This window comes from Kitasatospora sp. NPDC096204 (assembly GCF_044763205.1).
GTDB lineage: Bacteria > Actinomycetota > Actinomycetes > Streptomycetales > Streptomycetaceae > Kitasatospora.
Window position 1 is genome coordinate 72,654 of record NZ_JBIWFT010000024.1, and the last position, 12,563, is coordinate 85,216.

The window sequence follows — 12,563 nt, forward strand, 5'->3', positions numbered from 1 at the left end:
GACGAGACGTGCCGTCTCGCTATGTCTTGAGAAGACAATACGTCTCGTCTCGTCATTCCGCATAGACTTTTCCCCATGGCTTCCAGAACCGCCCCCGACCCCGCCCGCCGCAGCGAGCGCGCCCGCGCCGCCGTCCTCACCGCCGCCACCGAACTCGTCGCCGAAGTCGGCTACGGCAAGCTGACCATCGAGGCGATCGCCGCCCGGGCCGGCGTCGGCAAGCAGACCATCTACCGGTGGTGGCCCTCGAAGGGCGCCGTCGTCTTCGACGCCTTCCTCGCCGCCGGCGAGCACGACGGCGGCCTCGCCCTCCCCGACACCGGCGACCTCGCCGCCGACCTCCGCGCCGTCCTGCGCCCCACCAGCGACGAGCTCCGCGACCCGGGCACCGACCGCACCTACCGGGCGATCGTCGCCGAGATCCTCAACGACCCGGCGCTGCACACCGAGTACCGCACCCGCCTGCTGGACCCCCTGCTGGAGGTCACCCGCGACCGCCTGCGCAGCGCCCGCGAGGCCGGCCAGATCGCCGCCGACGCCGACCTCGACCTGGCCGTCGAACTCGTCTACGGCCCGATCTACTACCGCTGGCAGTACCGGCTCGGCCCGCTCACCCACGAGCACGCCGACCGCCTGGTCGACGCCGCCCTACGGGCCCTCAACCCGCCTGCGAACGGGGCCGGTTCCGACGCCTGAACCAGAACACCACCGACACCACGGCCGGCACACAGAGCGGCAGGACGACGCCGAACCAGGCGTACAGCCCGCCGAACCCGCGGTGGGAGCGGTGCCGCGCCGTGCGCTTCCTCGACCTCGACGCGGACAGCGTGGACTCCGTGATCCGGTGCGCCCCCTCGGAGGCCCGCGGCTGAGGCGCCCGCTCGGGCACCGTCCGCACCGCCGGCACCGCCGACGCCGGGCCGGCCCCCGCCGCCGCGCCCCCGAGCACCAGCACCCCGGCCACCGCCGCACCCGCCCACCGTCCGCCCACGGCCGAACCCCCGTCCTCCGGAAACCGTCGCCCCACCCTCCACCACCCCGCCCGCCCCCGGGCACCCCCGGGCGTCAACCGCGACCCGCGCGGGACACCCCCGTCACCGAATCCGCACACGGCCGCGGCCGGACACCGGCCGGGGCCACCGGCCGACCAACCACGACGGGCCCGGGCGGAACGCCCGCCTCACACCACCGGTGGCGAGGCCGGGCCCGACAGGGCGACCGAGACCAGGGCGCGCACGGCGCAGGCGGCCTGTCCCAGCGGCAGGGTGGCGTCGTCGGCGAAGAGCTCCACCAGCCAGCCGCCCGCCGGGTTCTGGCCGCCGGCCGCGACCATGCCCCGGTAACCGGAGACGACCAGCATCGCCTCCTCCGCCGGATCGTTGCCGGCCGCGCCCGCCCGCAGAGCGAAGGCGCCGCCGCGCACGGCCCGGCGGGTCATCGGGTAGTGCCGGAGGTCGAAGACCGCGTCGGGGGCCTCGATCTGGGCCCGCTGGGTCTCGGCGCGGACGCTGCTGGGACCGCTGGTCATCCGGTAGACGGCGTGCTGGGAGGTGCGCATCAGGTGGGAGCCGGGCGGGACGTACGAGACCCACCAGCCGACGGCGTCCAGCAGCCGGGCGGAGGCCTCGGCGACCACGACCAGCTTGCCGAGGGTGTCCGCCGGGTGGACGGCCCGGGTCAGCGCGGCCTGGTCGAGGGAGGCGAGCACCGCGGTGAGCAACTGCCCCGGGTCGGCGCTGCGGGCGGCGCCGCGGAACCGCCGCCGGTCGCCCGCGCCGGCCCGGCCGCCCGGCGCGCGCCGCCCGTCCGCCCGGTGGTGCGGATCGGCGGCGTCGGCGAGCAGCACCGTGGGGTCGGGCGAGAAGCCGGGGCCGTGGCTGCGCCCGGCGACCACGGGGTGGGCGGCCCGGGCGGCCTTGGCCCGGTACTGGGCGGCGTCGGCGAGCCGGAACAGCCGGTCGGGGGTGGTGACGGGCCCGATCGAGTCCCCGGTGGAGGCGACGCCGCAGGCCACGCCCTCGCCCTCGGCGAGCGCGAGCGCCCGGGCGCACAGCTCCTCGGCGACGGCGACCACCTCGTCGGCCTTCTGACCCTCCACCAGCAGGCAGAACTCGTCGCCGCCGAGCCGCGCGGCGAGGCTGCCGGGGAGCTTGGCGGCGGCCAGCGACAGCTGGTGGGCGAACCGTTCCAGCAGCCGGTCGCCCATCTCGTGGCCGAGCTGGTCGTTGACCCGCTTCAGCCCGTTGACGTCGCAGACCACCAGCGAGACCACGGTGCCGTCCCGGTTGTGCGCCTCCAGCGCGCCCTCCAGCCGGGCGTCGACGGCCCGCCGGTTGGCCAGGCCGGTGAGCGGGTCGGAGAAGGCGAGCCGGCGCAGGTCGGCGAGGCGCTCGGTCTGTGCCAGCCCGGCCGAGACCTGGGCGGCGAGCAGCGTCGCGTAGTCGGCGTCGGCCTCGGTGAACTCGGGCATCCCGGCGGACCGGGCGAGGTACAGCTCACCCCAGGCCTGGCCGTGCAGCACGATCGGCGCGACCACGCAGCAGGCCCGCCCGCGGCGGCGCAGCGCCGCCGCGCGCTCCTGGCAGTACGCGCCGGCGGTCGGGTGCGCGTGCCCGGGGCGCGGCTCGCTGTTCTCGGCGCTCTGCAGCCAGGCGCGCGGCAGCCGCCCGGTGGTCCAGCGCTCCTCCAGGTACGTGACGATCTCGGGGAAGTCGGCGACCGGGTACGACTCGTCCTCGGGCAGCTCCTCCTCGCCCGGGGCGAGCTCGCCGTGGTTGACCAGGACCCGCAGCCGGCCGGACTCGCGGTCCCAGACCGAGACGGCGGCCATGGTGGCGCCGAGCGCCTCGGTGGCACGGGCGGCGGCGGCCCGGACGGCCTCCAGCGGGGTGAGCGCGGCGGCCATGTCCTGGGCCAGCTCGACCACGGACTGCAGCCTCAGGTCGGGCAGCGGCTCGGGGTGCCGCGGCCCGCCGCAATCGCAGTCGCGGTCGCGGTCCGTCATGGTCGCCTCACTGCTCACCGGCTCGCCTCGCTCCCTGTGCTCGGTCCTGCCAGACCCCCGTCGGCCGGCCGCACCCGACCGGCCACTTGCACCAAGACTATGGCGGTTTCGTTCGGTTATGCCCTGTTTGCCCGGACGGACCACGGCGCTGTCAGGCCGCCCGCCGCCCAGGCCCCACCCGTACGGCAGCCCGAGGACCGAACCCACCACGGGGAGGCGCACCCGCGAACGACCGCATCGCGGGCGGCTTCCTCCACCCCCACGCCTTCCCCACCGACGGGCCGCTACTCGGCCTTCAGCCGCCGGGTGAGCAGCCACGGCTCAACCAGTCCGAGCCCCCGCACCGGCCGCCGCCACATCGGCTGCAGATGGAAGCGGGCCCCGGCGTCCGGGGCCGGCATCGGCAGCCCGGAGGCGGGCATCCCGGCCGCGGCCGACAGCGCCTCGGCCAGGCCGGGCCCCTCCGAGTCGGCCGGGGCGACGCTGCCGTTCTGCTCCAGCGCGGCGGCGAACTCGCCGTCGATCAGCACCGCGTCCTTGGGTGCGATCGAGGTGAGCCGGCTGGCCAGGTTGACGGTCGTGCCGAAGACGTCGCCCATCCGCGAGGTGACCGTGCCGAAGGCCATGCCGACCCGCAGCGGCGGGATGATGTCGTTCCCGGCCAGCGCCTCGATCAGGCTCAGCGCGATCTCGGCGGCGGTCGTCGGGTCCTCGGAGACGTAGAGGATCTCGTCGCCGAGGGTCTTGATCACCCGGCCGCCCTGGCCCGCGATCAGGTCCGAACAGGTGTTCTCGAAGGTCTCGACCAGCTCGCCGAGCTCCTCCTCCTCCAGCCGCCGGGACAGCCGGGTGAAGCCGACCAGGTCGGCGAAGCCGACGGCGAGCCGCCCGCTGGTGATCTCGTTGTCCTCGGCGGCCTGCACCACCCGGCCGGTGACCGCCGCCAGCTGGCGCCGCCAGACGTACACCAGGAACTGCTCCAGCTCCGGCAGCAGCAGCTCGACCAGCGGGTACGCCACGTCGGCACGGGTCAGCCCGGGCTCGACGGACTGGGTGAGGTTCTCCAGGAAGGTGTCCATCTGCCAGCCGGCCAGCCGGGCCGTGGTCTGGCCGGTGGACCGGGCCACCTGGATCGCCATCGACTCGCTGAGCAGCCCGGACTCCACCAGGCCGGCCAGGCGCCGCAGCGCGATCACGTCGCCGTCGGTGAGCGCCCTGGACTGGCCGATGTCGGGGAAGCCCATGGCGCGCCAGAACCGGGTGGCCAGCTCCATCGGGACGTCGGCGGCACGCGCCGCCTGGTACGGGGTGTAGCGGCGCGGCGCGTCCAGGATCAGGCGTTCCAGTTCGAGCGCGACCGTGGGGTCGTTGCTGCCCGCCGTCGCGCCGCTGCTGCCGTCCTCTGCCACCGGTCCGTCCCCGTGCGCTCGCCGCACTCGCCTCGTGTCCTACGTGTCCGGGCGCGCCGTCCGCCACCCGGGCGGACAGTGGCGCGCCTCACACCGCTGCCAGGTGGAATGTTCGCACGGAATCGTCGGATCCGGGGCATCAGCCCGGGTCAAGGGGAGGTGAAGACTGCCGTTCAGCGGGGCTCGGGGCGCACGTGGACCACGTCGCCCGCGCCGACCGCCCGGCGTACGCCGTCGGGCGTACGGACCACCAGCCGGCCGTCGCCGTCCACCGCCACCGCCTCGCCGACCAGCTCGCGGTCGCCCGGCAGGTGCACCTTCACCTGGCGGCCGAGCGTGCTGCAGCGGTCCACGTAGGCGCGCAGCAGGTCGCTGGCGTGCGGGTCGCCCGCGGCGGCCGTCCAGTCCCGGTAGAGCTCGGCGAACTCGCGCAGCAGGGCGCGCAGCAGGGTGCCCCGGTCGGTGGTCGAGGCGCCGGCCAGCGCGAGCGAGGCGGCGGTGGGGACGGGCAGCTCCGGCTCGCGCAGCGAGACGTTGAGGCCCATGCCGACCACCACCGCGCCGCCGGCCAGCTCGGTGAGGATGCCGCCGAGCTTGCGCTCCGCGCCGTCGATCTCCACCTGGAGGTCGTTGGGCCACTTCAGCCCGACCTCGACCCCGGCGATCCGGCCCAGCGTGCTGGCCGCGGCCACCCCGACCAGGATCGGCAGCCAGCCGTACCGCTCGACCGGCACCTCCTCGGGGCGCAGCAGCACGGACAGGAACAGCCCGGAGCGGGGCGGGGCCGTCCACCGCCGGTCCAGCCGGCCGCGGGCGGCGCTCTGCGCCTCGGCCACCAGCACCGCGCCCTGCCCGGCGCCGGCCGCGGCCCGGGCGGCGAGGTCGCTGTTGGTGGAACCGGTCTCGGGGACGACGTCCAGGGAGGTCCACAGGCCGCCCGGGACGAGCAGGTCGTGGCGCAGCGCCTCCTCGTCCAGCGGCGGACGGTCCAGGTCGGTCCAGGGCGACGGTCCGGCGTGGCCGAAGCCGCGCAGCCCGCTACGGCGGGGGGTCTCGCGATCGGTCATGGGGAAACCCTAGATCGGGTACGGGACGCAGGCCGCCCCATCGTCCCGCAGAACGGGCGGGGACACACTGTGTTGATGGCCATAACGCCAGGACATGACGTATCGCCCTCCGCGCTGGCTACGCTACCCAGCGGTAGTTCGTAGCGCCGCCCTGCCCTCATGCGCGGGCCCACCACCCGGCCCCGCGCGCACTCGAACAGGTCGCGGCCATGGATCAGGGAGAGCCACCGGATGACCGAGGCGCCGTACGACCCCCACACCACCGCCGGCAAGCTCGCCGACCTGCGGCGCAGGCTGGACGAGGCGGTGCACTCCGGCTCCGCGAAGGCCGTGGAGAAGCAGCACGCCAAGGGCAAGCTGACCGCCCGTGAGCGGGTCGTGGAACTGCTGGACGAGGACTCCTTCGTGGAGTTCGACGAGTTCGCCCGGCACCGCTCGACCAACTTCGGCCAGGAGAAGAACCGGCCGTACGGCGACGGCGTGGTGACCGGCTACGGCACCGTGGACGGCCGCCAGGTCGCCGTGTTCGCCCAGGACTTCACCGTCTTCGGCGGCTCCCTCGGCGAGGTCTTCGGCGAGAAGATCGTCAAGGTGATGGACTTCGCGCTGAAGACCGGTTGCCCGGTCATCGGCATCAACGACTCCGGCGGCGCCCGGATCCAGGAGGGCGTGGTCTCGCTCGGCCTGTACGGCGAGATCTTCCGCCGCAACGTGCACGCCTCCGGCGTCATCCCGCAGATCTCGCTGATCATGGGCCCCTGCGCGGGCGGCGCGGTGTACTCCCCCGCGATCACCGACTTCGTGGTGATGGCCGACCGGACCTCGCACATGTTCATCACCGGCCCCGACGTGATCAAGACCGTCACCGGCGAGGACGTCGCGATGGAGGAGCTGGGCGGCGCGCGCACCCACAACACCAAGTCGGGCAACGCCCACTACCTGGCCGCGGACGAGAAGGAGGCGATCGAGTACGTCAAGAGCCTGCTCTCGTACCTGCCCTCCAACAACCTCAGCGACCCGCCGTCCTACCCCGAGCAGGCCGACCTCACGGTCACCGAGGAGGACCTCGAACTCGACACCATCGTGCCGGACTCGGCGAACCAGCCGTACGACATGCGCAAGGTGATCGAGCACATCGTCGACGACGGCGAGTTCCTGGAGACCCAGCCGCTGTACGCGGGCAACATCATCACCGGCTTCGGCCGGGTCGAGGGCCAGTCCGTCGGCATCGTCGGCAGCCAGCCGATGGACCTGGCCGGCTGCCTGGACATCAACGCCAGCGAGAAGGCCGCCCGCTTCATCCGCACCTGCGACTCCTTCAACGTCCCGGTGCTGACCTTCGTGGACGTGCCCGGCTTCCTGCCCGGCACCGAGCAGGAGTGGGACGGCATCATCCGGCGCGGCGCCAAGCTGATCTACGCCTACGCCGAGGCCACCGTCCCGCTGATCACCGTGATCACCCGCAAGGCCTTCGGCGGCGCGTACGACGTCATGGGCTCCAAGCACCTGGGCGCCGACCTCAACCTGGCCTGGCCGACCGCGCAGATCGCCGTGATGGGCGCCCAGGGCGCGGTCAACATCCTGCACCGCCGGGAGATCGCCGAGGCCGAGGCGGCCGGCACCGCCGAGGAGAAGCGGGCCGAGCTGATCGCCTCGTACGAGGACACCCTGCTGAACCCGTACCTGGCGGCCGAACGCGGCTACGTGGACGCGGTGATCGCGCCGAGCGAGACCCGCCGGCACATCGTCCGCGGCCTGCGGGCGCTGCGCGGCAAGCGCGAGGTGCTGCCGCCGAAGAAGCACGGCAACATCCCCCTGTAGGCCCCGTCCCTGTCGGGAGAGAACCAGCCATGTCCCCGATCCACGTACTGCACGGGCAGCCGACCCCCGAGGAGCTGGCCACCGTCCTGGCGGTGGTCCAGGCCCGGGCCGCCGCCGCGCGGGCCGCCGCCGAGGCGGCGCGCCTGGCCGGTGTCGGCCCGGCCTCCCCCTGGAACGACCGCGCCCGCCTGCTGCGCCCCGCCGTCCGCCCGGGCGTGAACGCCTGGCGGACCTCGGGCTGGGCGCACTGACGTCCGCCGCGCGGGGCGGGAAGCCGGTCTGCTTCCCGCCCCGCGCGCTGTCCGGCGCCCGCTTTGCCCGGAACCTGAGTACGGATACTCAGGCGCCCGCGCCCCCGTGCGACGCACCCTGGACAGGTGCTCTGGTCAGATCCCCGTGACGAGCCCTCGCCCGAGGCCCGTCGGATGCAGGAGCGGATGCAACGGGCCGGCAAGGTGCTCGCCGCGCTGGTGCTCGTCGGCGCCGTGCTGATGATGCTCTCCCGCCCGTTCACCTGAGCCGTTCACCCGGACCGTTCATCTGAGCCGTTCACCCGAACGGCGGATAGCGGCACCCCCTACCCTGGTGGGCATGACCGACCAGCGCGCCCTCGTCCTCGCCTCCGCCTCCCCCGCCCGCCTCGGGCTGCTGCGCCAGGCGGGCCTCGACCCGCGCGTGGTGGTCAGCGGCGTCGACGAGGACGCGATCACCGCCGCCACCCCCGCCGAGCTCGCGCTCGTCCTGGCCGAGGCCAAGGCGAAGGCCGTCGCCGCCGAACTCGCCGACGGCGAGCTGGTGATCGGCTGCGACTCCGTTCTGGAGCTGGACGGCCTCGCCCTCGGCAAGCCCGCCGACGCCGCCGAGGCGCTGGCCCGCTGGCAGTCGATGCGCGGACGCGCCGGGGTGCTGCGCACCGGGCACTGCGTGATCGACACCACGACCGGCCGGCAGTCCTCGGCCACCGCCTCCACCACCGTCCGTTTCGGCACCCCGGACGACGCGGAGATCGCCGCGTACGTGGCCTCCGGCGAACCGCTGTACGTGGCCGGGGCGTTCACCCTGGACGGCCGCTCGGCGCCGTTCGTCGACGGCATCGACGGCGACCCGGGCAACGTCATCGGCCTCTCCCTGCCGCTGCTGCGCCGGCTGCTGGCCGACCTCGACGTCCGCATCACGGACCTCTGGACCCGTACCGGGAGCTGACCGGACGGTCCGGATCCGACAAAATCCGCGCGGCAGACCTGGGTCAACCGACCGACGACAGCCGCATCCCTCCCCCATAAGCTGGCCGAGGTCTCGGACGGGGAGGGAGGACGGCGGTGACCGACAGCGTGCTCAACGTGGTGCTCGGCCTGGTGGCCAGCGCGATCAGCGCCGGCCTCGGCTGGCTGGCCCAGGTGCTGCGGCGGCGCCGCAGGACCGAGCGGGTCCGGGAGTTCTTCGGACTGCCGGTCGGCAGCGAGTGCCTGATCGTGGTGCCGCGCAGCATCGGGACGGGCTCGCACGAGCACACCGTCACCCGGCGCGACGCCTACGCGCTGATGTGGCTGGCCGGGCTGGTCGAGGAGTGCGGGGCGCGGCCCGAACTGGTCGCCCACGACGCCGCGCACCGCGGCCTGGGCGCCAAGACCGAGCTGTGCCTGGGCGGTCCGGTCAGCAACGAGCGGATGGCCGCGCACGTGGCCTGGGGTCTGCCGGGGGTGCTGGTCACCTCCGGTCCCGAGCGGGGCAGCAACGTGATCGTGGTCGGCGAACGCGAGTTCACCGCAGACCGCGACCAGACGCACACCCTGCTCGCCCGGCTCGCCACTCCGGACGGCGGCCGCCCGGTGTTCCTGATCTCCGGCCAGACCGGCACCGCCAACCAGGCGGGGGTGCGCCACCTGGTCGCCCACCACCGCGAGCTCGCCCGGAAGTACGGGCAGGACGGCACCTTCGCGCTCGTCCTACGGGTGGTCAACCCGGAGGCGTACGGGCCGGACATGGTCGAGGTGGCGGCGGACGTGACGGCCGAGGCGCTGCGGCGGCCGGCCGCCCGTTCCGGCGCCGCTTGAGCGGTCCGCGCGAGACTGTGTCCCATGCCACTTCCCGCCACGCCGCCGCCCGGTCACCCGCCGTGGCCCCCGCCCCTCCGGCGGGACCGGCGCCGACCTGCGGCGTCGTCCGCGGGGCCGCCCGCCGGGCCTCGGTAACCATCACCGAGCGTGTGGGATAGTTCACAACCTGGGGCTACTCGCCGGTACTGCCCAGGAATCCATAAACTCAACGAGGTTCAAGAAGGGAGCCACAGTGCGCAAGGTGCTCATCGCCAACCGCGGGGAAATCGCCGTCCGCGTCGCCAGGGCCTGCTCGGACGCCGGTATCGCCAGCGTCGCCGTCTACGCCGAGCCGGACCGGGATGCGCTGCACGTCCGCGCGGCCGACGAGGCTTACGCGCTGGGCGGTGACACCCCCGCTACCAGCTACCTGGACATCGCCAAGGTCCTGAAGGCGGCCGCCGACTCCGGTGCCGACGCCGTCCACCCCGGCTACGGGTTCCTGTCGGAGAACGCCGACTTCGCCCAGGCCGTCATCGACGCGGGCCTGATCTGGATCGGCCCGCCGCCGCAGGCCATCCGCGACCTCGGCGACAAGGTGACCGCCCGGCACGTCGCCCAGCGCGCCGGCGCCCCGCTGGTCGCCGGCACCCCGGACCCGGTCTCGGGCGCCGACGAGGTCGTCGTCTTCGCGCAGGAGCACGGCCTGCCGGTCGCCATCAAGGCGGCCTTCGGCGGCGGCGGCCGCGGCCTCAAGGTCGCCCGCACGCTCGAGGAGATCCCCGAGCTGTACGAGTCCGCGGTGCGCGAGGCCGTCGCCGCGTTCGGTCGCGGCGAGTGCTTCGTCGAGCGCTACCTCGACAACCCGCGGCACGTGGAGACCCAGTGCCTGGCCGACAAGCACGGCAACGTGGTCGTCGTCTCCACCCGTGACTGCTCGCTGCAGCGCCGCCACCAGAAGCTGGTCGAGGAGGCGCCCGCGCCGTTCCTGACCGCCGAGCAGAACGCCGAGCTGTACCGCGCGTCCAAGGCCATCCTCAAGGAGGCCGGCTACCAGGGCGCCGGGACCTGCGAGTTCCTGGTCGCCGTCGACGGCACGATCTCCTTCCTGGAGGTCAACACCCGTCTGCAGGTGGAGCACCCGGTCACCGAGGAGGTCACCGGCCTCGACCTGGTCCGCGAGATGTTCCGCATCGCCGACGGCGAGGAACTCGGCTACGACGACCCCGAGGTGCGCGGCCACTCCTTCGAGTTCCGCATCAACGGCGAGGACCCGGGCCGCAACTTCCTGCCCGCGCCCGGCACCGTGACGCTGTTCGCCCCGCCGTCCGGCCCGGGCGTGCGCCTGGACTCCGGTGTGGAGTCCGGCTCGGTCATCGGCCCGGCCTGGGACTCCCTGCTGGCCAAGCTGATCGTCTCCGGCCGCGACCGCAAGCAGGCCCTGGAGCGGGCCCGCCGCGCGCTGAGCGAGTTCAAGGTGGAGGGCATGGCCACCGCCATCCCGTTCCACCAGGCCGTCGTCACCGACCCGGCGTTCGCGCCCGAGGTCCACGGCAGCGACGAGCCGTTCTCGGTCTACACCCGGTGGATCGAGACCGAGTTCGACAACACCATCCCGCCCTTCGCCGGCACGGCCGGTGACGGCGAGGAGGCGGAGACCCGGGAGACCGTGGTCGTCGAGGTCGGCGGCAAGCGCATCGAGGTCTCCCTGCCGTCCTCGCTCGGCGTCGCGGCCGCCCCGGCCGCCGGTGCGGCGGGTGCCGCCAAGGCCAAGCGCCGGGTCGGCGCCAAGAAGGCCGGCTCGGCCGTCAGCGGTGACACGCTGGCCTCGCCGATGCAGGGCACCATCGTCAAGGTCGCCGTGGAGGAGGGCCAGGTCGTCGCCGAGGGCGAGCTGATCGTGGTCCTGGAGGCGATGAAGATGGAGCAGCCGCTGAACGCCCACAAGGCCGGCACCGTCTCCGGCCTCAAGGCCGAGGTCGGCGCGAGCGTCAGCAGCGGCGCCGCGCTCTGCGAGATCAAGGACTGACACCAGCCCTGCCCCTCGGACCGGTCCGTACGCCCCCCTTCGGGGGTGTGCGGACCGGTCCGCGTTTCCGAGGCCGTCCTGCGGGGGCCGTACGGGCTCAGCGCCCGCGCGGCAGGCCCATCTCGGCCAGCCGGGCCGGCATGCCGCCCGGGCCCGCCGGACCGCCGTGCGCGCCGGGGCGGCGCTGGCCGGGCAGCGGGGCGCCGCCGGGGGGCGGGCCGCCGCGGCGGGCCATCGGGCCGGGCTGGGTCTGGTGCACCGGGCCGCTGCCGGTGCCGTGCACCGGGGCGTCGCCGCTCGGGCCCGCGCCCAGCGGGGCCAGGTCGACCTGCACCCCGCAGTCGGCGAGCGCGTCCAGTTCGCGGACGGTGCCGTCGTCCGCGGTGGCCTGCTCGTCGGTGACCAGCCGGGTGATGGTCTCGGTGGCGACGGTCTGGAACATGCCGGCCGCGCCGAGCTTGGTGTGGTCGGCGAGGACGATCACCTCGGCGGCCGCCAGCACCATTGCCCGGTCCACGCTCGCGGACAGCATGTTCGCCGTCGAAAGCCCGCGCTCGGCCGTCAGTCCGCTGCCGGAGATGAAGGCCTTGGTGACCCTCAGCCCCTGCAGCGACTGCTCCGCGCCGCTGCCCACCAACGCGTAGTTGGAGCCGCGCAGGGTGCCTCCGGTCATCACCACCTCGACCCGGTTGGCGTGCGCCAGCGCCTGGGCGACCAGCAGCGAGTTGGTGACCACCGTCAGCCCGGGCACGCGGGCCAGTCGGCGGGCCAGCTCCTGGGTGGTGGTGCCGGCGCCCACCACCACGGCGTCGCCCTCCTCCACCAGGCCGGCGGCGAAGTCCGCGATGGCGCTCTTCTCCGCCGCGGACAGATGGGTCTTCTGCGGGTATCCGGGTTCGCGGCTGAAGCCGCCGGGGAGCACCGCGCCGCCGTGCCGGCGGTCGAGGAGCCCTTCTGCCTCCAGCGCCCGCACGTCACGGCGCACGGTCACTTCGGAGGTCTGGACGACGCGGGCCAACTCCCGGAGCGAGACGGCTCCGTTGGCGCGCACCATTTCGAGGATCAACTGGCGACGTTCTGCAGCAAACACAGAACCGACGGTAACCTGCGTGACCGTCTGCTTTCAGGCGTTTGCAGCTGGTAGCGGGAATTGCTCACGCACGAGCGGCGCGTGACCGTACAATGCGCGCCGTCGAC

Annotated in this window: 10 protein-coding genes and 1 pseudogene; 7 read left to right on the forward strand and 4 right to left on the reverse strand. The window is 74.1% G+C overall.

The window, feature by feature from the left end:
• Nucleotides 1-75 precede the first annotated feature (75 nt).
• Nucleotides 76-696: a TetR/AcrR family transcriptional regulator gene (locus ACIQ87_RS25020; protein ID WP_402410251.1), complete on the forward strand. Its 621-nt coding sequence runs from the start codon at nt 76-78 to the stop codon at nt 694-696.
• A 1,051-nt stretch (nt 697-1,747) separates the two neighbouring features.
• Here ACIQ87_RS25020 and ACIQ87_RS25025 read toward each other — a convergent pair.
• From ACIQ87_RS25025 to ACIQ87_RS25035, 3 genes and pseudogenes are all read right to left on the reverse strand, one after another.
• Nucleotides 1,748-2,905, reverse strand: a pseudogene (locus ACIQ87_RS25025) (diguanylate cyclase domain-containing protein); the annotation flags it as partial.
• 383 nt (nt 2,906-3,288) lie between these two features.
• Nucleotides 3,289-4,413, reverse strand: coding sequence for an adenylate/guanylate cyclase domain-containing protein (locus tag ACIQ87_RS25030; protein WP_402410253.1), 1,125 nt, complete (start codon nt 4,411-4,413; stop codon nt 3,289-3,291).
• A gap of 173 nt (nt 4,414-4,586) precedes the next feature.
• Nucleotides 4,587-5,480, reverse strand: a complete 894-nt coding sequence (locus ACIQ87_RS25035) for a biotin--[acetyl-CoA-carboxylase] ligase (RefSeq protein WP_402410254.1) — start codon at nt 5,478-5,480, stop codon at nt 4,587-4,589.
• A 231-nt stretch (nt 5,481-5,711) separates the two neighbouring features.
• On the opposite strand from ACIQ87_RS25035, the gene ACIQ87_RS25040 reads away from it, so the two are divergent.
• The 6 genes from ACIQ87_RS25040 (at nt 5,712) to ACIQ87_RS25065 (ending at nt 11,366) form a co-directional block, all read left to right on the forward strand.
• Nucleotides 5,712-7,301 (forward strand): acyl-CoA carboxylase subunit beta, encoded by a 1,590-nt coding sequence (locus ACIQ87_RS25040; protein WP_402410256.1) that lies wholly within the window; start codon nt 5,712-5,714, stop codon nt 7,299-7,301.
• A 29-nt stretch (nt 7,302-7,330) separates the two neighbouring features.
• Nucleotides 7,331-7,552, forward strand: coding sequence for an acyl-CoA carboxylase epsilon subunit (locus ACIQ87_RS25045; RefSeq protein WP_402410258.1), 222 nt, complete (start codon nt 7,331-7,333; stop codon nt 7,550-7,552).
• A 126-nt stretch (nt 7,553-7,678) separates the two neighbouring features.
• Nucleotides 7,679-7,819, forward strand: coding sequence for a morphogenic membrane protein MmpB (gene mmpB, locus ACIQ87_RS25050; protein ID WP_402410260.1), 141 nt, complete (start codon nt 7,679-7,681; stop codon nt 7,817-7,819).
• Nucleotides 7,820-7,892: 73 nt separating this feature from the next.
• Complete coding sequence (locus ACIQ87_RS25055; RefSeq protein ID WP_402410262.1) at nt 7,893-8,504, forward strand: nucleoside triphosphate pyrophosphatase; 612 nt, start codon at nt 7,893-7,895, stop codon at nt 8,502-8,504.
• A 116-nt stretch (nt 8,505-8,620) separates the two neighbouring features.
• Complete coding sequence (locus ACIQ87_RS25060) at nt 8,621-9,355, forward strand: hypothetical protein (RefSeq protein WP_402410264.1); 735 nt, start codon at nt 8,621-8,623, stop codon at nt 9,353-9,355.
• 235 nt (nt 9,356-9,590) lie between these two features.
• Nucleotides 9,591-11,366 (forward strand): acetyl/propionyl/methylcrotonyl-CoA carboxylase subunit alpha, encoded by a 1,776-nt coding sequence (locus ACIQ87_RS25065; protein WP_402410266.1) that lies wholly within the window; start codon nt 9,591-9,593, stop codon nt 11,364-11,366.
• Between the two features lie 97 nt (nt 11,367-11,463).
• Here the strand turns inward: ACIQ87_RS25065 and ACIQ87_RS25070 are convergent, their stop codons facing one another.
• Nucleotides 11,464-12,420, reverse strand: a complete 957-nt coding sequence (locus ACIQ87_RS25070; RefSeq protein ID WP_392868737.1) for a DeoR/GlpR family DNA-binding transcription regulator — start codon at nt 12,418-12,420, stop codon at nt 11,464-11,466.
• Nucleotides 12,421-12,563: the final 143 nt, after the last annotated feature.

What these genes read in the sequence shown, in the direction of transcription:
- ACIQ87_RS25045 (WP_402410258.1), top strand. Translation starts at nt 7,331, where the DNA reads ATGTCCCCGATCCACGTACTGCACGGGCAGCCGACCCCCGAGGAGCTG.
- ACIQ87_RS25040 (WP_402410256.1), top strand. Translation starts at nt 5,712, where the DNA reads ATGACCGAGGCGCCGTACGACCCCCACACCACCGCCGGCAAGCTCGCC.
- ACIQ87_RS25020 (WP_402410251.1), top strand. Translation starts at nt 76, where the DNA reads ATGGCTTCCAGAACCGCCCCCGACCCCGCCCGCCGCAGCGAGCGCGCC.
- ACIQ87_RS25055 (WP_402410262.1), top strand. Translation starts at nt 7,893, where the DNA reads ATGACCGACCAGCGCGCCCTCGTCCTCGCCTCCGCCTCCCCCGCCCGC.
- ACIQ87_RS25070 (WP_392868737.1), bottom strand. Translation starts at nt 12,420, where the DNA reads ATGGTGCGCGCCAACGGAGCCGTCTCGCTCCGGGAGTTGGCCCGCGTC.
- ACIQ87_RS25035 (WP_402410254.1), bottom strand. Translation starts at nt 5,480, where the DNA reads ATGACCGATCGCGAGACCCCCCGCCGTAGCGGGCTGCGCGGCTTCGGC.